The following is a 24,589-nucleotide window of genomic DNA, read 5'->3' as shown; positions in this document are numbered from 1 at the left end:
TTGCAATTCGAAGTTTCAAAATAGAAACTCTTCTAATTAAATAAAAATATAGACAAAATTAGGTAATTTTACCGACTTAAAATCTGTTACATGGGAATTATAAAAGTTGAAAATATTAGAATTTTTGCACATCATGGCTGTCTTGAAGAAGAAACTAAAATAGGAAGTGACTACCGTGTAGATATAGAGGTAAAAGCTAATTTACAAATTTCAGCAAAAAGTGACGCGCTACAAGATACAGTTGACTATGTGTTTTTAAATAAGGTAATTAGAGAAGAAATGGCTATACCTTCTAAACTTTTAGAAACCGTTGCTAAACGTGTTTTAGATAGAATATTTGATGAAGACAATATGGTAAAAAAAGCAACCATAAATATTAGCAAATTAAACCCTCCTATTGGCGGTGATGTTGCATGCGTAACTATAAAAATGATTAAAAAGCGTAAAAAGTGATTTTTTGTAAATAATAGTCACAAAATTTTTTACATTTGCATCTCAATTAATGGCGTCGTGGCCGAGTGGCTTAGGCACAGGTCTGCAAAACCTGCTACAGCGGTTCGATTCCGCTCGACGCCTCACAAAAAAAGCTTTTAGACACTAATTCTAAAAGCTTTTTTTATTTTGAATTACACCAAAACTTGAATTTTTAAAATGTTTTAATAAATATATATTTTTAAAGCCATTTAATTTATTGAGAAATATTTTCTCTAATTGGGTTTATTTTATCAAACCTTTCCTTAAGTAACTCTTTTTCTTCTGGGAAAAAACCTTGAATAAAAAGCAGTACGCCAAAGCTAAAAATAACTAAAGCTACTATTTTTTTTGTTTTAAAAATTAATCTTGGCGTTAGCTTATTTTTTAACTTTTTAGCAATAGCAATCTTAATTAAATCTACAAGAAAATAAATGATAAGAATTGTGGAAAGAAATACAATTACACCATTTTCAGATTCTGCTAACGTATTGCCTAATACTATAAATGCTACCCAACCAAGTAAAACACCAATATTAATAAAGTTTAGAAGAAACCCTTTTAGAAATAGCTTTCCATAACCCTTTTTTATTTCAACTTTATGATATTCTCTAACAATTTCCCTAAAAGATTTTGAGGTTTTTATAAATGAAATAAGGCCATAAACCATTAAAAGAACGCCTCCAAAAATTAAAAAATTAGGATCGTCTTTTATTTTTTCTAATAGTTTATTTGTACTAAAAAATGCAACTATAATAAATAAAACATCAGCTAAAATAACTCCGCAATCAAAAATCAATGCACATTTAAAACCTTTGGTAGCACTGGTTTCAAGAAGTACAAAAAACACTGGACCAATAGTAAAGGCTAAAATAATGCCGAACGGAATTGCAGCTATTATATCGTTAATCATATACGTAGAAGAAAGCTATTTACAAAGTAAAGCATAAAAGCGCAAACAAAAAAAGAGCGCTTAAAATAAAGCGCTCTTTCAAACAAACTAAACTTAGCAATTATTATTGCTTAATCAACTTAATACTATTTAAACCTGTTAAGGTTTTAATTTGTGCAAAATAAATACCAGATTTTAATCCCGAGCCGTTTATTGTTACCTCATCTGTGTTAGGCGATAGAGACAATACTTGCTTTCCTAAAACATTAAACACATTAATAGAATTAATTGGTTGGTTTTGTGACTTAATAGTCCAGCTATTTTGTGTTGGATTTGGATAAATTTTATAGGTTGACTTACTAAAATCTGTTGTACTAAGCACAGCAGCTCCAAACATCACGTCATCAAAATAATAGGTTTTATCGCTACCAACTGTAGCACCACTAACATCAAAATTGAAAAATATGGATGCCAAATTGAATGTGAAACCTAAATTAAGAGCAGCGGTTCCTGGTCTTTCATTTGCAAAGTCAAATTCTAAAGTATTCCATCCCGCAACAACTGCTGTACTTGTGAGTGTCTCACACGATTGAGTTGGAATTCCTGCCGTTTCAATTTTTAACATAATAGGTATACCTGCATCAGGAGACCATACGCGCACATTCATTTTAGTATCTGTTGCAGTAATTGGAATATCCGTTGCAAAACCAGCTGGTGTTCCAATAGTTGTTCCTGCCCATGTTTCGGCAGCACTTGTTTTTATAGATTGCATTACCATGTTTCCTGCATCAGTAGGGTCAACGACTAAGGTTGATACATTTCCTCCAAAATCAGACATAGTGTAGTCTGTAGTTGAGCCTTCAAAAGTTACTGGTAAATCAATTTGCGACAGTCCACCTGAGCCGTCAAACTGCTCTATATCATCAAAAAGAAATGTTGAGGCAGCAGTACCATCTCCTACATTACCAAGGTCGAAAAGAAATACTATGTTATTATACGTTCCTGCGGCTGCTCCTGCAAAACTCCATTCAAACGTTTCCCATGCATTCTGCACAGATGTAGATTGATCTGCTAATTCAATAGCCACAGAACCATCTGTATTTTCAATCTTAAAAGCAACAGTAGTTCCAACAGGAGCTGCTGTGTAAACTTTCATTCTAAAAGAGTCGTTTGTAGAGAAATCTAAAGTAGAAGACAAGGCTATTTTAGCTCCTGCCCAAACTTCTCCGCCATCTCTAACCAATTGTGCAACAGTTGCACTTGTATTGTCTCCGCTACTTTGTGGATTAGCTATTACACTTGCAGTTCCTCCATTGAAGCTAACAAAATCTGATGTTGTTGGAGATCCACCTTCAAAATCAATAGGTAATGTAGCCTGGGAATACCCAAGGGATGCAACTAATAGCATGAGTAATAAAGTAATTTTTTTCATCTTTTTAAAAATTTAGTTAATTATTATAAGAATTAAAATGTGGTGTTCTATAAAATTAAGCCTAAATAATAGCGAATTGATAAATTAACCCCATACAAAAAACATACATCTTAAAAAAAAGATAGTTTTTTTTAATAAATCTTAAAACACCCTTTGTTTACTATTACTACACTGTTTTTTAAGTGCATAGAAAAGCCTTTAGTATTTATATGTTTAGGTATTTGTTGTGGTAATGTTGTGGTAGATTAACGTCTCTATTTTTATAGAAATAAATAAACATATACCTAGCGGACCAATAACAGCATGAACGATAGTTAATTATATAAATCTATTGACTAAGATTGAAAATTTGTGGTGCTTTATTATTTATTGTAGTAAGAATAATTGTATTATTTTTTGTATTTAATGTAGACAGTTTTCTTGAATCATTTGGTACATAAAAACCACTTGTTTTTGGTACTGTGTATGTAAAATTATTATTACCATCGCCTAAAAGTACAGCGCCAAAGCCAGCATCATATCGTGTAGTTTCAACCTCAACGCCATAATGATTACCAACTGAAATAATATCTTTAAAACCATCATTATTAATATCTAAAACTATTGATGATTTTACAGGTGATACTTGTGCTTGTATAGGTAATGCTTTCTTTTTAAGGACTCCAGATTCGTTAATTAATACAATACTTTCAAAGCTAGAAATTTGATATACAACAGCGTTTTCCACTTTTTTCTCTGGTAGAATTTCTTCTAATTTAGAAGACGCAAAACTATGATAGTCTTTAAATTTTTTAGCTACAAACGGCATTTGTTGACTGGTACATTCTCTACCGCGCATAGGCACATAATCGTCTTTATAAAACTTTGCTAAAACAATATCATTAGTTCCGTTGTTATCAAAATCGTTAGCATATACTTTGAAGGGGTGTGCCTTAGAGGCTTTAAACTTATTGTTTTTACCTAAATTTCCAAGAATATAATCATCATCACCGTCGTTATCCAAATCACTTGCTGTTAATGACCACCATAATCCTCTAGAATTTTCGTTTAAACCAAATTTATTAGAGTTATCAGAAAACTTACCTTTATTATTTTCTAATACTTTTATTTCCATCCATTCACCTACAAGCATTAAGTCGTCATCACCATCATTATCAATATCTGTAAAGGCAGCATCGGTAACCATACCAATACTATTAAGATCTGGTGCTATTGTTTTTTCAGCAATTTTAAAACTACCATTAGTGTTAATTAAAAGATAACTGGTTGCAGGGTGTGTGTATTTTCCTGAAATAAGCCGCGTACCTACAAACAGATCTAAATCACCATCATTATCAATATCAGAAGCTTTAATACATTGAGAACTTTCTTTAATGTTAGGCAACTTACCAATGGCTTTTGCAAACATACCGTTGCCTTTGTTTATGTATAATCTATCTTGTAAATATTTAGAGCCATGTTTGTGTTCGCTCCCACCACTAGCTATAAAAAGATCTTGATCGTTATCGCCATCAACATCAATAAACAAACACCCTAAATCCTCAGACAATTTGTCTTGTGCCCAAGGTTGAGAGTCACTCATCTGAAATTTACCATTGTTATCTTGTAAATATAGTACGCCAGATTGACCAACAGCACCGCCAATAAAAAAGTCTTCTAAACCATCACCATTTGCATCGCCTACAGTAGTAAAAGGCCCATTTTGGGATACGTTATGAGGTAATAGCACTTCATCTACATATTCATCAAAGTTATTTTCTTTATGCTGAAAATTAATGCCTAAGCTACTAGGGCTAGCTTCTAATAAAAACCCTTTTGTAATATTATGTTTTGAATCTATAGTTTTAGCCTTTGTATGTTTAGCAACTAACGTTGTATTTGCGCTTACGCCTTCAAAGACACTTACTTTGCCATCGGGCCATAGTACCTCAACTTTATCTACAGTTACGTCATTTCCAAGGCCAAAAAATAGTCCTGGTGTAACGGAAGAAAAATAACCTCTAGTCACCGTGTTTTCAGCAATTTGTTTAGAATTGTTATGATAAATTATAGCCTTAGCGCCATAACCAAATCTGTTTTTTTCAGAGCCTTCAAAATCTATTTTCAAAAAGTTTCCTGTAGCATTGTTTTTATAAATAAACGCAGGAGCGTCTATATTGTTTGTAACAACGTCTAAATCGCCATCATTATCAAAATCGCCATAAGCTATTCCACTAGAAAAACTTGGTGTTTCAAAACCCCAATCATCAGTTACTTTTTCAAATTGTAATTCACCTTTATTTTTAAAAACATAATTTGAAAGGGGAGAGGATGGTGCTAAATTTGTCATGTTAAAAAATTCTTTTGCAGAAATATTTACATCAACATTATTAAGAGCATCAACAAAATCGTTGTTTCTAACGTCTTTTCTAATACCATTGGATACCATAACATCCTTTAATCCATCATTATCTAAATCTACAATTAAGGCTCCCCAACTCCAATCTGTTTTTCCTAAGCCTGCAATATTAGCTACATCGTAAAACCCTGAGCGTCCAGAATTAACTTGCAATGTATTAAACATATACTGATAATGATCGCCTTTATCCACAATAGCATTAAACTCTTCGGTACTCATAGATCCCATGTTGGTTTTAGAACGATAATGATCTTCTGCTGCCATGTCTAAGGTTACTAAATCTATTAATCCATCATTATTTATATCTCCAGTATCAGCACCCATACTAAATCTAGAAATATGTTTTAAATTTTTATCAATTACATTTTTAAAGGTCCCATCGCCATTGTTATACAACATCACATCTGGCTCGTCATAATCATTAGTAACGTATAAATCTGTCCAACCATCGTTATTAAAATCAGTTGCGCATACCGCTAAACCATACGCTAATCTTATTTCGATACCAGCTTCTCTTGAAACATCTCTATATCTACCGTTTTCGTTTTTATATAGTTTATCGGTGTAATGCCTATAGGTTTCTTCTCCTATGGTGTAGCGCTTAAAAAGTTTTGCATCTGGTGGCTGATTAACTTGATACATGTCTAAATCACCATCATTATCCATATCAAAAAATACAGCTTGTGTGGAAAAACCTGGGTCTGCTAATCCATATTGCATTGCAGATTCTGTAAAAGTTAAATCTTGATTGTTGATGTATAGTTGATTTTTGCGGTCTTCTAAATTTATAGATTCTCCGTTTCTGCTCACATAAATATCTAAATAGCCATCGCTATTAACATCGGCCATGGTTACGCCCCAAGACCAGCCTCCATTTTTTGCTGCTTTTGACGTTTTGGTAATATCTTCGAATTTAAAATCCCCTCTGTTTAGGTATAACCTATCATTTACTTGATTGCCACAAAAAAATATATCTGGTAAATCATCATTATTTAAGTCTCCAACAGCAACACCCGCACCATTATAAATTTGACTGTAATAAAACATGTTTAGTGTTGTAGATTCTTTTATAGAATTGTTAAAATCTACTCCTGTTACTTCTTTAGTTAATAATTCTAATCCGCCGTTAAGAGTTTCGGGATATAGATTTCTTGTGGACTTATTACTATCGCACGCTGTTAAAAACAGTACTAAAGAAAAACAAACAACTACTATTGTTTTTAACTTGTTCATACTTTCAATTTAATAACTATTTATCAAAAAAAACTTATTCTTATTAAAATCAATAAAATTATAATTGTATTTCAATTTTTCATTTTTATCCCACAAGCCCCAATAAGCACCAACATCACCTTCTGCAGTTACTTTCCAAGGTTCATCAAAAGATGAAAAATAAAACATTTTAATATCATCTAGAGTAGACCACTCTTGCGCATTTATAAAATATTTAGTGGCATTTTCAAAAGATGGTAAGGCTCCATGCAATCCTTTGCCTTCACTAGGCCATCCTGTTTCAGTAATAATCACCTTTTTACCATTTCCTGCTTTTAATGCTCTTTGGTACATATCTTTCATGTAAATAAGTGCATATTCTATAGCACACCCTTCCCAATAGGGGTAACAATTTGCTAAAATTACATCGCAAACCTCTGTTATTTTTGGTCGTTCTTCAAACTCATAATAGGCATCTACGTATCCAACGGGTATATTGTTTATATCCTTTTTAAAATCTTTAATATAAGTAATAAGGGCTTCTTCTGTTAAATCGCCACGGTACATTACTTCGTTACCTACGGCAGCGATATCTACAAAACCATCGTTGGCTAGTTTTTTTAAACCTATTATTTCTTGTGCGTTAATTTTAGTATCACTACCCAACCATGCACCAACTAAGGTTTTTAAGCCATACTCTTTTGCTATTACTGGAATAAGCTCATTACCTTGAGTACAAGAGAACGAACGTACCCATTTTGTATAAGGCACTATCATTTTCATGCGTCTTCTTATCTGGCTTTCGCTAAGTTGTGCTCCTATATTTTGTCCATCTTCGTAAGCACTAAAACACAACCCATGCATGCCATTTTTTAATACTCTTTTAAATGTGGTTTGTAAGCCTTTAGTGGTTTTATCTTCTAAATTTCCGCCAGACAAGGACATTATCTTATTTTTTCTTGATGACATAATTATTAGATTAAATTATACTTTTTTTCGCTCATCTAAAGCTGCTCTTATTTCATTTGCTCTTTCTTCAGTTATATCATAATCATGCATTACGTATAGCGCTATTAGTGTGCCTACAACTGGTAAGCCTGAAAAAAACAATCTTAATCCTGTAATTGCAGATTGTGATTGTACTTCTAAAGCAGTATCGAAACCTACAACTGTAAGAATTGTACCCGTTAAACCACCTGCAATTGCAAAGCCAAACTTTGTCATCCACCAATAGATGGCACCAAAAACACCTTCTCTACGCTTACCTGTATTTAATTCATCTAAATCAATTACATCTGCAGTCATAGACATCATAATGGTAAATAACCCACCTATTCCGAAAGCAAAAAAAGGTAAAGCAAATAAAAACATATAGGGTTTGCCAGGAATGAACAAAAACCAAAACATAATATAGCCAAGAAGTGAAATAGATTGAGATACCAAAAAGGCTTTCTTTTTCCCAATTAGCTTTGACATTTTAGCAACTAGCGGAATAACTATAAATGTAGTAACCAAAGCACCAATACTACCAAAAAGTGTTGGCCAAACACCAGCAGTACCAGCATCGCCATTAAATAAATAATAAACGATAATAAAAAATGTAAAACCTGCTACCGTATTAAAGGCATTAAAAATAAAAAATGTAGAAATACAAAGTTTTCTAAAAGGTTTTGATTTAAAAGCTTCAACAAAACTATTACCTATTTCTTTTAAACTTCCACCAATATACTTTACTGTTAGGGGTGCATAATTTTCGTGTAATGTAGATTTACTTTTAAGAAAAATTGCAGGAACCATTGCGCAAATAGCAAAAATAATTCCAACCCAAATAGCCAATTCCCGTACTGCGATATCTGCAGTTTCAAATAATTTAGTATCATACATAATAACCCAAAACCATGGTGCAATTACCCATGCCCATTGACCTATCCATTGAGCAATTGCCATAATGCTAGTTCGTTCATGAAAGTCATCACTCATCTCGTACCCCATTGCAACGTAAGGCACGCTAAAAATGGTTAACCCAAGATAAAATATAAGAGACCAAAAAAAGAAATATGTAAAATTATAATCGAGCCCACTCTCTCTGTACAATTGCCACATAATAACAAAAGAAACGCCCATAACAAGTGCACCAAATAACACATATTGACGACGTCTTCCCCATTTAGATTTTGTATTATCTGAAATATAACCCATAATAGGATCTGTAACAGCATCAAATAATCTTGGGCCTATAGAAACTAACGCCCACATCCAACCCGGAAAGTCAAGATCTTGAACTAGCACGACTATAAAGATGCTTATAGCTGCTGGAAACATTTGGTTGGCAAGCATACCTACACCAAAAGCTATTTTTTGACTTAAAGGAATTTGATTAAACTTTAACATATTTTATGGCGATTAATTATTAGCTTTTATTCATTGACTTAGTTATATGTTGATATCATTATCGTTTGAAGCGCTTGTCCGTCAATTTTAATAGCAGTAATACTACCATTTAGTAATAAGCTAAAGCTTTTTGGTGTTTTTTCTTCATTAAAAACCACTACCGCTATAGAACCATCTGGATTTTTAGCAGCTGTAACTTGTAATGCTTTGTTTGAAGTGTCTACACCTATAACCTTAGCATTAGGTCTTATATATTTACTAAAATGTGCCATAACTTGATACAATGGCGTAAAGTAAACCTCATCAAGCTCTGGGTCTACAATTACTGGAGCTACACACCAGTTTTTAAACCAATTAGGACCGCCTTGTTTATCTAAAACCATGTTCCAATCTACCCAACCATCAACCCAATTATTAAGGCAACCTATAATATCTCTAGCATAACGGTTTACTGGTGAATATTTGGGGTGTAAATATTTGTCTTCAGGTGCTGCCCAACCCCAATCTGTAGCTTCTTTTTTCCAATACCATGTATCGTCTTTCCAAACAGGAATTTCAGAATCAACACAACCTTCTGTTTCTATTAAGTATTTGTTTGGTGCTTTGTTATGGGCATATTGCAAGGCATCGGGAAAAACCTCATAAGTACTTTCATACCAATGTATCGCTGTGCCATCAAAGTATTTAGAGGAGGCCTCATTTCTATACATTTCATCAACCCACTCTTTTAATCCTGCTCTGTTTTGGTCGTATCCTAAAATAATTTTGTCACCATAACCATCAGCTTCTAATTTTGGTCCTAAATGAAACTCTACAAAATCCGTCATTTCTTTAGGAGAAAAATGCATACTTTCCCAGTTATTACCATTTCCATGCGGTTCATTTTCAACTGTAAACCCCCAAATTTCTATCCCTTCAGCTTTATAGGCGTTAATATATTTTGAAAAAAACAATGCCCAGGTATCATAATATTTTGGCAATAATTTACCACCAACCCACTTATTATTATCTTTCATCCAAGGTGCTGCTGTCCAAGGTGATGCAAATATTTTAAAACCATCTTCTGACATTGCCATGGCATCTTTAATCATTGGTATTAAATCATCCTTATCATCTTCAACAGTAAAATGTTCTAAGTTTATATCATCTTCAACAGGCGTATACGAATAATTACTTAGCGAAAAATCGCAGGAATTCATGTGTGTTCTTGTTAACGAATAATTAGCTCCATCTTTAGCGAAATATGCTCTTAAAATAATGTCTCTATTTTTTTTGCTTAATTTATTGAGTAAATAGGCTGAAGATTCTGTAAAAGCACCACCAAAACCAGTAATGGTTTGAAACGTTTGTTCTGGTTTTAATATAATTGTTGTTTTTTGCGCTTCAGCTGCAGGCGTAAAATCATTTAGTCTTGTTAATTTATTTCCGCGTTTTGAGGTTTCATAAACTTCAACTTCTAATGTTTTATCTTCCATACCACAAGATGTAACTACCAATGTTACCACTACCATTACTATATAATTGATTATAATTTTATCCATTACTTAATGTTGTTGTACTTCGTTTTTATACTATTGAAGGTTTCTTTTTTATTCCTATCTATATCTACAATGCCCCAGTATTCCTCGTTTGGAGAACCATCGTATGGTACACCACTACTATTGGGTGCCCACCCACCAATATCCTGAGTTTCTGGGTTTCCTGCTTTCCACCAGCCATCGGTAAATGAAAACATGGTAACACCAGCACAGATATCTTGATGTTTAAAAATTTGGTCTAAAATGTTTGCGTTGGCGGTAGCTTGTGCTTTTTGGTTTTCTCCTTTCTTAAACCCTTGTTTGGTAATAGTCATATAGCTATCACCGCCTGCTTCTGATAAATACATCGGTTTGGTACTTATGTTTTTCCATTGCTCGAAAATAGACTCTGGGTTATCCCAACGGTACACATTCATACCCCAAATATCAATATTAGGACATGCATTTAATGTTTGTTTATCTGGTAGTTCGCCATGGGCTGTGGCTACAGGATGTAAAGTATCCTTTTGATGAATTAATACCGCAGCAGCATTCATGGCTTTGTACCAATTGTTTATATCGCCATCAAACCATTCTGGATGGTAGTTATATTCATTTCCTAACTCCCAAAGTAGTATCGCTGGATGGTTTTTATACGTATTTACGTAATTTAAAAAAGAACCTGATTTAATATCGAAAAAGCCATTTTGATTGTATCCAAAACCAATGATAACTTTAATATTGGCTTTATTTATTTCATCTAAAACCGCTGCATCATCAATAGGTGCATAAACGCGAATGGTATTTATACCGGCTTCTTGCATTAGGGCAAGGTCTTGGGTTAAAGTTTTAAAATCTCGATTAACGCTTCCTTTTGGCACAGGATGATAACAAATACCTTTTATTAAATAGGGTTTATTATTTACAATTAGCTGTCTTTTAGATATTGCGCTAGTATTTTCTTTTTGGTGAGTTTTACACGAGAAAGAACAACAGAGTACAAGAATTAAAACAACTATTTTATTCATTTTTATATTTTATATTAATGCGCAATCATAACATTATCAGGAGGTGTTAAAACATTTTCCATTAGGGCATCTTTTTTCCCATTGTAAGTTTTTATAATTGGATTTCCATTTCTTGTCAACTCTTTAAACACACCCTTATCTACCATATTCCAAAGTGCGTACTTAGCTTTTCCGCCTATGGTGAATAATCCAAAGTGGTTTTCAGACCCTTGAGGGTTTTTAGCATCTTTCCAATTTTCATCAAACGCTTCAAAATAAAAGCATGAGATGTTGTTCTTGTTAGTCCATTCGCGCATTAATTGGTGGTATCTACCAGATTTATATTCATCGCAAGCTCTAGAACCATTAGCCCCATAATGGCCGTTTGAAACTGTTGCCCAACCCGTTTCGCCAATGTGTATTGGTTTATTAACACCTATACCTTTCATGTAATTTGTTACACTATCGTATTGATTTTGAGAGAACTTTAATGCGCGTTGCATTGCAGATTCAATTTTTTCTATATCTGAAAGATGCTCATCTTCTTCTGGTTGTACCCAAAATTGCGGGTTGTAATGCGAATTATGCATAGGGTAGGTATGCATTGATATATAATCTACCGCCTTAATAAGTTTATTTAAATCTTCGGTATGATAACTGGCATCTCCACCTCCCCAAGATGAGAAATCGTCTGAACTTGTAATCCACAAATCATTAGATAATTCGCCTGATTTTTTTAAGTCCTGAAGATGGTTAACCCATTTTAAAATTACATTAGGGCGCACAAAGTAGCTTGTTGCCCACGTTACCATGGCCTCATTACCTACAGCAATTATCTTTATGATGTCTGGATATTTTTTGGCTAAAGCAACAGTAGTTTCTATTTCTTTAGCATTTCGTTCACTTTCCTCTTCGTGATTTGGACCTCCATTTTCCCAATTAAATGCGTTTTTACAGTCTATCCAGGCACCCAGCATTACGTACATTTCAAAACTAGAATCTTCTTGTTTTAGTTGACTGATAGCTTTCAATAAGTTTGGCGCTTGATTAAAATGCACGTTATATGTACGAAGGATTTTTATACCCATTGCAGAAAGTAACTTCATGTCCTCTTTAAGCTCTGCAATGGTGGGTTGAATATCTCGCGTATTATGACGATAACCTCCATAAGAAATTGCAAGATACTTAGGGTTTCCTAGTATTTGTGAAGCGCTTAATTGCTTTTCTGTTTTTGGTGTGTTGTTATTACATCCTAACATTAGTCCGACTATTATAATTGAGACAATTGTTTTTAACCTTAACATTTTAGTTTCTATTTTTTAATTGAAACCGTTATTTTATGTATTTCACCTTGGCGTTTAAAAATTGTTTCTGAAACAGCTCTACCTAAGCTAAAACCATCTATATCTAGATGTTTACCATCATTATACACCACCTGCAAACCTTCATTTTCTGATAATTTATAGACTATTGGAACTTGACAATAGGTAAAACACAAGGTGTTTTCATCAAGTTCAATATTTTGGTTTTCTTTATTAAGATTGGTAAATGTGAACGTTGACGGTATTTTTAAAAACTCTTTTTTCTGTAATAACCTAGGCTTAAATTCTATGATTCCGTTATTTACAAAAACACCCAATTCTCCAAACCTGCTAATTACATCTTCTTTTACTTGACCTGTCATTCCTGGTTGCTGCGCGCCTTTTGTTGCTGGCGTATGGGAGTACGGATCGGTTGAAAAAGCGCCATACAACTCTGGTGATTTGTGAGCGCCTATACCTGCATTAATCTCATAATAGTGGTCTAACAATCGGCCTATTAAAGCGTCTTCTTCGTTATTATTAATTGCCAACAAACAGTTTTCTTGAACCGCCAATAGTAGTTTAGATACCATGTGCCAGTAAATAGAGCCTAAACCTTCGTAACCAAAAAACGTTCCTGAACGTCCTGTAAAAGACTTATGATCAAAAATTTCCTCGAAAATTTTTAGCAGTAGTGTTTCATCAGATTTTACTAAATCGGCATAACTATCATCCAAATTGTTTAGTGCTTCTTTTAAACTATTTGCATTATTAAAATTGCCATTAAAATGATAATTACCTAATACATCTTGTTCAATTATTTGTCGGTTTCCATGAGTTACCAATTTTTGTAATAACTCTGATTGCTCAATTTTATCTGCTGAAATATTGTTCTTTTCGTCAAATTGTGGCAGCTTTTTATTTGGATACAACATATAACTGTACTGATCGTCTCTAAACAAGGCACTGTTTTTTAGACCGTCTAACAAACTAAGTGCTTGGATAGGAGAGAGGTATCCAGAACTTAAAACTGCTACTTGCCCTTCTAACATTTCTGAGAGATAAGATATTGATACCTCATCATCATTTTTTACCGTCATTAAATTATAGGCATGATACAAGTTATCATCACGCTTATTGGCATCCATACTATGTTCTAAAAATGATTTTGCAACTTCTATAAAACCAGAGATAGTATCTAAACTCACCTCAGTTTTAATATTTGAAAAACTGTTGTTATAAATGGTTTCTCTATAATTACTGCCTGCTTTTCCTAAACCATCAAGTATTGTTTTTCTATCAGTATCAGATATTTTTCCTGAAAGTTTCCCTGCATTTGCTTGCAATGTTTGGTTAATATCATTAAAAAACAAAGCTAACTCTTTTGATATTTTAACCTGCTGCACACTAGATTTTGCTACTAATTTTTCGAAGAAATTCAAAAACCTGTAGAGGTAATATAGTGTTACCATAGATACTCCATTACCCACAAGTGCGTTATTGGCATCATTCCATTCTGGGCGTTGCGTGTTTAACCAAATGCCACCTTCTGGAATAAAATTAGATACTTTTGATAATACTGTAGCTAGTATTTTTTCTATAAAATTAACTTTGTAAATACTATCATCCTTATCGGTTACCAAAGCACCATCAGCACCTAAAGCGCTACGTCTTTTATTAATTTCTTCATCCAGTTTAGAATCAAAATCAATAGTATCTTTTGGGTTTTTTAACGTATCGTTATAACTTTTAATCTTATATGGTACGTTGGCGTATACAAAAAGATCTTCTGTAAAGTGTCGCTCTAAAGTATTTGGGTAGTAGTTTTCAATAAACTCTAAAAACTTTAAGAGATATATAATTTGATGATCGCCCCAATACCCAATGTAAGACCATGGGTCATTTTCTTCAATAATCTCCCAATCAAAACCATCTTTGGTTACACGGTAGGGGTTGTAGCCTTCAAAAGTTGTAGCGTTTAAAAACTTGTGAATCATACCCTCAATAAATTCTGGGTACGAATGTGCTAAGGCTTCCCAATTTTGGAAAATATCACGCCAATTACCTTGATAATCTAATATTTTAGAGCCGTCTATTTCACTTTTAGTATTAATAGAAAACTTGTTCCAAGGCCTACTTGGGTCGCCATGTCTTCTACTAAATTTTAATGGTAAATATTCAAAACACAGACGTTTAAAATTTGCATCATTATCACTTTGCGCTAATTTTTTTAAATGACTTAGATTGAATGTATCAGGCAGCTCGTTTAAAACACCTTGTTTTGCATTATATACGTGTTTATTTGCTTTACCCAAATAGTTTACGAAATCACTTTTTTCAATGGTATAATCATCATCAAAAATACCACCACGCATAATGTTGAATAACGTGTTTGAAAAGTGTCTTGTATTTATCTTGTGGTCTGCTGTAAGCTGCAAGCCATCTGCATTACCTGTAAGATTAATTAAATTTTGAGTGCCCAAATCAATATCCTTCTGAATACGATATTTTACGGCATCATCACTTTTAATAAATTCTGAAGTTTTAACAACATCAGCAATAGATTGATTTACATTAGCAACAAATAGCCATTGGGTCTCTGCATTTGGCTGTAACACTAAATTAGAAGATGCAAAATAAGCACCCTTTTCTGCTTTAATATCAGTTTCAGTAGTTATTTTCTCGCCTCTTCTAAAATTATCTAACTGCAATGAAGATGCTAGGTATGTGGGGTTTTCTAGACCATAAGACCAAACTGTATTTGCTTTTAAAGCCTCACTAGGCTCTGCTTTATCAACTATTATAGCGCTTAGTGCATACACACCTAAACCTGTTTCTGGCTTAATCTCACTTCTCTTATAAGCATCAACTAAATTACTACGTGTGGCTTGTAAATCTGATGATACTCCATTAGGAATAATATTTTGTAAACCGTCTAAAACTGTAATATCAATTTTTGTCTCAGTAGTATTTATTAATGTAGATTTTTTAACAAAACCAAATTCATTACTAGAATTCCAAGCATATCTAAAAGTTACACCTAAGTCTAAATTTATTTCCTCAAAAATAATTTTATTACCATATATGTTTTTATAAAGGTTTGTTTTAGTGTCCCAAACACCCATTTGTCGTATTGAAAAAGGTTCCCATATACGTGTTTTACCATTAACTTTAATTTGAAAAATAGTTTTACTTCCAGTAATATCGGCTAATTCGGTAATTTTATCATCTGTATAATATGGAAACAGAGCGTATTCTGCATTTTTTCGTCCTGCTGTTAAACCGCCATTGCTTGAAATGAATAGCCAATGATTAGAATCTGATACGATGCTCATGAAAAAGGACCGCATCTTATCACTATTAGATATTTTAAAATACGCCTCATTATCAATGTGAACTAATGTACTATTAACACTAGTTGTATCGGTTATTGTTGTTTCTCGTTCTCCAACCAAAATATTAGAATTCATCTATAATTAATTATTGCTTAAAATTTCCCTCAAAACATTTACCATGACTAACATGAGTTTTTGTGCTGATAAAAAAGGCCGGTGTGAGAGTGTAACCGACCTTTTTACTAATTAGTTTTATGTTTATTGATATACTTTAATATAATCTATCTCCATAGTATCCTCAGTAAATGCAGAGTCTATATCTCCTCCTAAAGTTCCTCCCATAGCTATATTAAGTATGAAGAAAAAATCTGAGTTAAATGGTAGTGTATCATTATTAGCTAATTCAAAATATGGTACATTATCTAACAAGATGTAAATTTTATCAGAAGACCAATCTATAGAATAGACATGAAACTCATTCCCAATATCAGTTACAGGTGTTGTCTCACCAAAACTAGCTGTACCATTATCAAACCAATGTACAGTGCCTAATACAGTATTTTTGTCTGCCCCTGTTTGCTCCATAATATCCATTTCTCCAGATTGTGGCCACCCAACTGTTGGAAAGTTAGCGCCTAACATCCAAATAGCAGGCCATGTGCCTTGTGCAGTAGGTAATTTAGCTCTTACATCAATTCTTCCATAAGTAAACTCTTTTAAGCCTTGAGATTTTACTCTTGCAGAGGTATAACCACCATTACCATCAGCCTTTGCTGTAATTTTAAGCATGCCTCCTTCAACAATAACATTTTCAGCATTACTGGTATAACTTTGTACTTCGTTATTACCCCAACCGTTTGTTCCTGTTCCTAAATCGTAGGTCCAACTAGCTGGGTCTGGTGCGCCATCAACATCAAACTCGTCTTCCCAAACTAAGTTGGTAAATGCAGTTTCAAAATCAACACTAGCGCTAGCACCTTCTTCTAAAGTGGTTAATGTAAACCACCAATCAAATTCTCCATTGCCGTCTGTTGTTCTAACAATCATCTCATCAGCAGAGCGTTCAAAAATTTCATATTGATGATTTCCTCCTGTATAATAGCCTAAAAATCCTATACCTGACAAATTAAGTGTTTCTACATCATTTGGTGCGGTTAACGACCATTGCTCTGTATAATCATTAAACGGAAGATTCTCTACATCGGCGCCATTTATCGTGCCTCCAGAGCCACCTAACTCATCAATTAGATTAATTCTACCAAATACAGTTCCAGTTGGGTCTGTAGTTGGATCATCATTCGTATTATCAGTAATGTGCGTAAACGTACCGTCTGCATTAAATACATATCTATCATCGTACATACCAACGGTAGCCTTATCAAAAGGTTCTGCAGAAAACCACTCACCTGGAATAAATCCACCTGGAGGTCCTAAACCAAAATGCGGTTTAGCTTCTGCTTTAATTCTCCAAGTTTTCTCACTACCACCATGAAGCATCTCTAGTAAATCTGCAGGTGGTTCGTAAAGCGCTAATACCTCAACCTCTATGGTTTGACTAGAGGACGCGCCTCCTGTACCAAATGCTATAACTGTAACTTGGTAGGTATTCATACCTAATTCGGTAAAGTTATGAGGTACAATTCCAGATTGTTGCAGTTTATTTTGTTCTTGAATTATAAATTGAAACGATGTGGCATTGTCTGCAGATGCAGAAAAATTTACCAAACCGCTACCTAAACCAGGTGCAGCAGAAACTGCGCCATCATCTATATAAGTAGTTGTTATATTTATATTAGTAGGTGCAACAATTTCACCTAATTCGAAATCTTCTTCTTGACAGCTATTTAATATCATAGCCATCATTACAAAAACTCCTAAATAATATTTTAATTTTTTCATGACGTATGTTTTATAATTTTTTGACTCTTAGTTGATATCAATATCATCGATATAAATCGTATAATTTGCTGATCCATCACCCTCTGTTCCATTATCCATAATAAGCACAAGGTTATACCATTCTATAGCGGCATCAACTGCTGGAAAATCAAAAGTTAATTCTTCCCAAGCATTTGCAACTGTAGTAGTGGCGGTAATTTCTGCTGTTGCTGATACATCTGGCCATGGTACAGCGTCTTCAAATTTCATTAATAGATTTAAACCGGCTCTTGGAGACCAAACTTTAGCAGTTACTCTAGACCCGCTTGCTAAAGCAAATGGCTCTTGAACTGTAATTTTAGAACCCGCCCATACTTGTCCAGCATTTTTTACCATTTCAACAACCATACTTGATGGATTTCCATTAGTGTCAGGGTTTGCTATTACCGAAATAGCACCACCATCAAATGAACTTAATTCAAAATTTGGTTCGAAATCTAAGGTTGGTGTCGTTGAAAAATCATCTAAATAAATAGTGAAGTTTTCAGATCCATCACCCTCTGTTCCATTATCCATAATAAGTACCATATTGAACCAATCTATAGATGTGTCTATCGATGGAAACGTAAAGGTTAATTCTTCCCAAGCATTTGCAACTGTAGTGGTTGCTGTAATTTCAGCAGTTGCAGACACATCTGGCCATGGTACTGCATCTTCAAATTTCATTAATACATTTAAGCCCGCCCTTGGAGACCAAACTTTAACTGTTATAGTTTCAGAGTTGCCCAAAACAAATGGTTCATCAATTGTAATTTTAGAACCTGCCCAAACTTGTCCAGCATTTTTTACCATCTGTAATACCGTATTTGATGCGTTTCCGTTTGTGTCAGGATTGGCAACAACAGAAATATCTCCACCATCAAAAGAACTTAAAGCGTAAGGTGTTTCAAAAGTTAATGGTGTTACACTAGGTCCTGCTGCTATAACATCTTGTTTTATGTTATCAATGTAAAACGTCCAATCTGCACTACCATCACCCATAGTTCCAAAGTCGAAGAATACAACCACTTTTTGATATGTATTTGATGTATCAATACCGCTTAAATCGAATGTAGCTTGTTCCCAAGCGCTATTACCTGTTAAGGTTACTTCATTTTCATAAAAAATATTTCCATCATCAAGATTTTCAATTTTTAAAATCATTTTCCCGCCAGCTCTTGGAGACCATACATCCATAGTCATGGCTTTCTTTGTAGAAAAATCTATTGGAGATGATAATGTTATAACGTTACCAGCCCATGTTTCTCCCGCACCTTTAATAATTTGCCCAACTTTACTAGACAAGTTTCCATTTGTATCAGGATTATCAATTACGGCATTACTAGCACCACCAAAGCCTTGAAATGTGTTAGCATCAAACGCCTCAAAATCTATTGGAAGTTCTGTTGGTGAAGTTATACTTACGTCTTGTGTTACTTCGGAAGTTTCAGCACCACCACTTAAGGCTACTACTCTAATGGTGTAATCGCCAACGCTTGGATATTCAAAACTTACTGTTTCTCCTGATGCTAAAGCTGTAGGCTCTTCATCTGCATTTGCTGTATCAAAATACACCAAATACGAGGTTGCAAAATCTGCTGTAGCAGATACATTTATAATAAACGGATTTGATGCATCAATATCCGCTGAGATCTCTAAATTTTCAGGTGCTTTAAAAGACACTGTTAAATCTTGGCTTGCTATTGTTTTAAGACCTGTAATCCCTGTAGCTTCAATTTGTACAGTATAAGTACCTTCAGTATAAATATTATCAAAATTCTCTCCTTGTAATACACTTACAACATCGCTTCCATCTCCTGGAGTAATATTATAAGATACTGCACCTTCTGCGTTAGGAGTTATGGTAACCAAACCAGAATTATCTTGTGTTATTTGAAATTGGGCTGTTATGTTACTAGGCGCCACAACTTCTTCAATAAAACTTAAATCGTTATTATCTTCGGCACAACTTATAAATAAGCATACCAAAGCTAAACTTGTTAAATACTTTAATGTTTTCATATTTGTTTTTTTTAATATCCTGGATTTTGTTCCCATATATTTCCCGCTAATTCTATTTCGATTAATGGAATTGGGAAAATCTCGTGTTTACCAGAAACAAAACCGTCAATTTCTTGAGCAGCTCTTCCTGTTCTTACTAAATCGAAAAAACGGTGTCCTTCACCAACAAGCTCTACTCGTCTTTCTTGATAAATAGCGTTTGTAAGTTCTGTAGCTGTAACATCTAAAGCATCAAGTGTTGCTCTAGTTCTTACTCTATTTAGATATGCTAATGCTCTTGTGTCACTAACGCCACCTCTGTTTAGTGCTTCGGCTGCCATTAATAATACATCAGCAAAACGTATAGATCTGTAATTATTAGGGTTTGTTAAATTGGCATCGCCAGTATTTAAATCTCCTGCTCTGGCAATATATTTTCTGTTGAAATAGCCTGTATGCTCAAACCCTACAGAAAATGAAGCATCATTAGCCTCTGCAAAAACATTAATATCAAGAATTGCTGTGTCTAATCTGATATCTCCATCTTCAAAAGCGTCTACAACTTCTTGCACGGGCACATTAAAACTAAACCCTGATTCGAAAACAGGACCAGAATAATTTCTAATACCATTAAAACCAACAGCTACATTACCTTCACTACATTGTAAACAACCAAAACCAGCACCTTCTTCATCTGTATATTGAACTTCGAAAACAGATTCAATATTGTTTTCGTTATCATTTTCAAACATAGTGCTATAATCTACTAATAAATCATGAGGGCCGTTATTAATTAAATCTTCTAACACGGTAGCCGATTCGCTAAATTTATCTTGGTATAAATACACTTTACCTAAAAGGGCTTGTGCAGCACCTTTGGTAATACGACCGATTTCATTTTGCACATAAGGTAAATTTGCACTTGCAAAAATTAAATCTTGTTCCATTTGTGCGTATATCTGTTCTTTTGGAGTTCTATCTAATGAAAACTGCTCTCCAAATTGGATGCGTTTGTCTACCGCTAATGGTACATCGCCAAACCACTTTACCAGTTCAAAATAGTAATACGCTCTTAAAAATCTTGCTTGCGCTAATACTTGTTCTTTTCCTGTAAAATCTGTTTTATCTTGAAATTCCAGAATAAAATTTGCTCTGTTTACACCAGCAAACATCCAACTCCAAATGTCACGAAGTTGAGCGTTTAAAGGGGTATGAATCATATCATCTACCTCTTGTATTCCAGGAACATCAGTAGCACTCTCGCCACCAGCCAGAGTATTATCAGAGGCTATTTCGCCTAACATAACGTTTAAGTATGTTGATTGTAATAAATCATAAGCTCCAATAAGCGCATTTTGATAATCTGCTTCTGAATTAAAAAATTCTTCTGAATTTTCGTCTTGCGATGCTACATCAATAAAATCGTCACTACAAGACAATACTAATGCCAGTAGTATAAGCAGTATGTTTTTGTTATATAAATTTTTCATATCTAGCTTTTTTTATAATTTTAAATTTAAACCGAATAAAAATGTTTTTGGGTTAGGATAAAATCCTTGATCGATACCACCACCTATCGGGTCTCCACTTGATGCTGTAGGATCGTAACCTCTATATTTGGTTAGTGTAAATAAATTGTTTGCTGTAACGTATAAACGCAGCTTACTAATTTTAGAGTTTTCAAAAAACTTATTTCCAAAGGTGTAACCTAATTGAATGTTTTGCAACCTTATAAAAGAACCATCTTCTACAAAATAATCTGAAAACAACCCATTAGAAGTTGCACCCGTTGTTACTCTAGGGTCAACGTTTGTAGAACCTTCACCTGTCCAACGGTTTAAGAAGTATCTTGGTCTATTTGTTAATATTTGATTTCTTTCGTAATTACGTACTATTTCATTACCTACTGATGCAAATGCATAGGCCACGAAATCAAACCCCTTATAATCAAAAGAAATATTAAGACCCATTGTGGCATCTGGTATAGGATCTCCAAGGTTTACCCTATCATCATCATCAATATCGCCATCACCATCGGTATCTACAAATATTAAGTCTCCTGGTTGTACTCTATCATTAATTGTAGGACTATTATTTACTTCATTTTGGTTTTGGTATATACCATTAGTTCTAAAACCTCTAAAGTAACCTATTGGGAAACCGGCCTCCATTCTTGCTGGTGGGTCTTGACCAATACCAAATGATCCTCCTGCTATAAAATCACCATCTCCGCTTACCGATAGTACTTCGTTTTGAAGTGCAGTAACATTATATCTTATACTAAATTTTAAGTCTTCTGAAATATTATCCGAATAACCTATTGCAAATTCTAAACCTTTATTTTCCACAATACCAGCATTTACTGTTGGGGGCAATGCTCCTGGAGCAGCAATACCTAATAAACCAGACACCTGAGGCACAACTAATAAATCTTCAGTTCTTTTTTGAAAATAGTCGGCAGTAATATCAACTTTATTATTAAACAATCTCATATCAACACCTACGTTTAATGTTTTTTGTTTTTCCCATCTTATTTCTGGGTTAGAGACTGCACCTGTTGCTAAACCGAAAGCTCTGGTATTATCAAATACATACACACCTTCACCATCTAGTAAGGATACGAATCCAAAATCTCTAATTCTATCATTACCTAAAACACCATAGGAAGCTCTTAACTTTAAGAAATTTAAAGCATTACTATTTGAAAGAAAATCTTCATCTGAAGCTACCCAACCAATAGAACCAGAAGGGAAATATCCAAACCTATTCTCTGGACCAAATTTTGTAGAACCATCACGACGAATTACAGCAGAAAACAAATATTTTCCTTTATAATCGTATTGTAATCTAGAAAAGTATGAAAGTAAACGCGAATCGAATCTAGGATCGAAACCTCTACCAATATTAAAATTTTCTACTTGTTGAGAGTTCTCTACGTTTGGAGTATTTACATCAACACCTAAACCTCTACGTCCTGTAAAAACCCCTTTGGTTTTAAATACAGATGTACCTAAAAGTCCTTTTACATTATGTACTTCGTTAAACGTGTTTTCATACTTGATGAATCCATCAAAGGTATAATCTCTAAAGTAATTAAGTGATTCAGCTACTTCGCTTCTATCTACATTAAATACTTTACCGCTTCCATAATTTTGAATAGGTCTATACACATAGCCATCTACTTCAGAGTAATTAAATTGAATGTTTGCCTGTGCTGTAAAATGATCTAAGAAATTATAACCTAAACCTGCATTACCACTTAATCGTATTATATTGGTAACATCATTAGTATTTTGTGTTTGTGCAATAGGGTTTATAACCTCGTTACCCAAACCTTCTGCAAGTGTAAAATTACCTTGGGAATCTCTAACGGAAAACGTAGGCGCATTATTTAAAGCGTTAAAAAGAACAGAACCTAAAGCCGACTCCACTAAATTTCTTTTTCGAGATCTTGTTAAGAATAACCCTGATGTAAACTTAAAATTTTCTAATAGATCAACATTATAACTGGCACGTTGTGTAAAACGTGTAAAGTTAGATTTTGATCCACCTACAATACCATCTTGTGATATAAAAGAGCTACTAAATGCATAAGTAGATTTTTCTTTACCACCTTTAAAAGTAATACTATGGTTAAAAATTGGTGCGCTTTCAAATACTTCATCTTGCCAATCTGTACCAACGCCTAATTGTGATAAATCTGTAAAAGGTGGCGTGTCTCCTCCTGCAGCAAAAGCCTCATTAACTAAAGCACCATATTCAGTAGCATTTAAAACTGGTATTTTTCGTGTTGTTTCTTGAAAACCCACAAACATATCATACTCTATAGCTAGTGGTTGTTCTTTCCTACCTGTTTTTGTAGTAATTAAAATAACGCCATTTGCAGCACGAACACCGTAAATACCAGCTGTTGCATCTTTAAGTACATTTACACTTGCAATATCATTTGGGTTAATAACACTTAAGTCTTCAATAACATTACCGTCTACTAAAATTAATGGTCTACTATCACCATTAGTAGAAACCCCACGAATACTTATAGTTGCACCAGCACCTGGAGAACCAGACTGCGACGTTATGTTAACACCAGCAACTTGCCCTTGCAATGCTTGTTCTATTCGTGTTGGTTTAAGTGCTTCAATGGTTTCACTAGAAACAACACTTACAGCACCTGTTATTTCCTTTTTTCTTTGAGCACCATAACCAATTACAACAACTTCGTCTAGTTTGGCTAAATCTTCCTCCATTACTATTGTTAGTTTATCGGAAGATGTTACAACAACTTCTTTAGTTATATAGCCTATATAACTAAATACTAATGTAGATCCTGATGGAATATCTGAAACTGTAAATTCTCCATCAAAATCTGTTACTGCACCTTTGGTAGTATTTTTTACAATTACGTTTACACCAGGTATAGGAAAACCGGTATTGTCATTTACAATTCCACTAACTCCAATGTTTTGTGCGCCTACATGCACTACAAAAAAGAGTGTTAGAATTTTAAAGAGCATTTGTCTCATAGTCTTATTTGAGTTTTAGTTTGTTGTAAATTTAAACGTCTTTTTTATTAATTTCTCTTTTTATGCCTCAACAAAAAACATACACAATAAAAAAACACATGTTTTATTATCAAATCACCAATAAAACCAAGCTGTTGGTGAAAAAACAGCACAAATAATTATTACCAATAAAACACTAAATAGCTAAATGTT

The 24,589-nt window shown here is 33.8% G+C and carries 14 protein-coding genes and 1 tRNA gene; 2 read left to right on the top strand and 13 right to left on the bottom strand.

Going from position 1 to position 24,589, the window contains the following annotated elements:
• The first annotated feature begins 90 nt into the window (after positions 1-90).
• Together folB and ACKGJY_RS10750 are read left to right on the top strand one after the other, a co-directional pair.
• Positions 91-453 (top strand): dihydroneopterin aldolase, encoded by a 363-nt coding sequence (gene folB, locus ACKGJY_RS10755; RefSeq protein ID WP_413973892.1) that lies wholly within the window; start codon positions 91-93, stop codon positions 451-453.
• A gap of 51 nt (positions 454-504) precedes the next feature.
• A tRNA-Cys gene (locus ACKGJY_RS10750) sits at positions 505-576 on the top strand.
• Between the two features lie 112 nt (positions 577-688).
• Here the strand turns inward: ACKGJY_RS10750 and ACKGJY_RS10745 are convergent.
• The 13 genes from ACKGJY_RS10745 to ACKGJY_RS10685 all read right to left on the bottom strand — a co-directional run bounded on the left by ACKGJY_RS10745 (position 689) and on the right by ACKGJY_RS10685 (position 24,397).
• Positions 689-1,384: a LysE family translocator gene (locus tag ACKGJY_RS10745; RefSeq protein WP_413973891.1), complete on the bottom strand. Its 696-nt coding sequence runs from the start codon at positions 1,382-1,384 to the stop codon at positions 689-691.
• Positions 1,385-1,487: 103 nt separating this feature from the next.
• Positions 1,488-2,795 (bottom strand): T9SS type A sorting domain-containing protein, encoded by a 1,308-nt coding sequence (locus tag ACKGJY_RS10740; protein WP_413973890.1) that lies wholly within the window; start codon positions 2,793-2,795, stop codon positions 1,488-1,490.
• 328 nt (positions 2,796-3,123) lie between these two features.
• Positions 3,124-6,426, bottom strand: coding sequence for a VCBS repeat-containing protein (locus tag ACKGJY_RS10735; RefSeq protein WP_413973889.1), 3,303 nt, complete (start codon positions 6,424-6,426; stop codon positions 3,124-3,126).
• Between the two features lie 9 nt (positions 6,427-6,435).
• A complete protein-coding gene (locus tag ACKGJY_RS10730) occupies positions 6,436-7,374 on the bottom strand; it encodes a glycosyl hydrolase family 17 protein (protein ID WP_413973888.1) in 939 nt (312 codons plus the stop codon).
• Between the two features lie 15 nt (positions 7,375-7,389).
• On the bottom strand, positions 7,390-8,796 hold the full coding sequence (locus ACKGJY_RS10725; protein WP_413973887.1) for an MFS transporter: 1,407 nt from the start codon (positions 8,794-8,796) through the stop codon (positions 7,390-7,392).
• A 38-nt stretch (positions 8,797-8,834) separates the two neighbouring features.
• The gene (locus tag ACKGJY_RS10720) at positions 8,835-10,307 is read right to left on the bottom strand and encodes a glycoside hydrolase family 30 protein (protein ID WP_413974058.1); all 1,473 of its coding nucleotides are present in this window, start codon (positions 10,305-10,307) and stop codon (positions 8,835-8,837) included.
• A 29-nt stretch (positions 10,308-10,336) separates the two neighbouring features.
• On the bottom strand, positions 10,337-11,341 hold the full coding sequence (locus ACKGJY_RS10715; RefSeq protein WP_413973886.1) for a glycoside hydrolase family 2 TIM barrel-domain containing protein: 1,005 nt from the start codon (positions 11,339-11,341) through the stop codon (positions 10,337-10,339).
• 14 nt (positions 11,342-11,355) lie between these two features.
• Positions 11,356-12,579, bottom strand: a complete 1,224-nt coding sequence (locus tag ACKGJY_RS10710) for a glycosyl hydrolase family 17 protein (RefSeq protein ID WP_413973885.1) — start codon at positions 12,577-12,579, stop codon at positions 11,356-11,358.
• Between the two features lie 53 nt (positions 12,580-12,632).
• Entirely contained in the window at positions 12,633-16,091 is a 3,459-nt protein-coding gene (locus tag ACKGJY_RS10705; RefSeq protein WP_413973884.1) for a hypothetical protein, read from the bottom strand.
• Between the two features lie 123 nt (positions 16,092-16,214).
• A complete protein-coding gene (locus ACKGJY_RS10700) occupies positions 16,215-17,855 on the bottom strand; it encodes a family 16 glycosylhydrolase (RefSeq protein ID WP_413973883.1) in 1,641 nt (546 codons plus the stop codon).
• 27 nt (positions 17,856-17,882) lie between these two features.
• Positions 17,883-19,895 carry a hypothetical protein gene (locus ACKGJY_RS10695; RefSeq protein ID WP_413973882.1) on the bottom strand — a complete coding sequence of 671 codons (2,013 nt, stop codon included), beginning with the start codon at positions 19,893-19,895 and terminating at the stop codon, positions 17,883-17,885.
• An 11-nt stretch (positions 19,896-19,906) separates the two neighbouring features.
• Positions 19,907-21,364 (bottom strand): RagB/SusD family nutrient uptake outer membrane protein, encoded by a 1,458-nt coding sequence (locus tag ACKGJY_RS10690; protein WP_413973881.1) that lies wholly within the window; start codon positions 21,362-21,364, stop codon positions 19,907-19,909.
• Positions 21,365-21,376: 12 nt separating this feature from the next.
• Entirely contained in the window at positions 21,377-24,397 is a 3,021-nt protein-coding gene (locus ACKGJY_RS10685) for a SusC/RagA family TonB-linked outer membrane protein (RefSeq protein ID WP_413973880.1), read from the bottom strand.
• Positions 24,398-24,589 lie beyond the last annotated feature (192 nt).

The organism is Hyunsoonleella sp. 2307UL5-6, assembly GCF_047345485.1.
Taxonomy (GTDB): Bacteria; Bacteroidota; Bacteroidia; order Flavobacteriales; family Flavobacteriaceae; genus Jejuia.
Note: the sequence above shows the minus strand (reverse complement) of the source record. Positions and strands in the feature narration are given on the sequence as shown.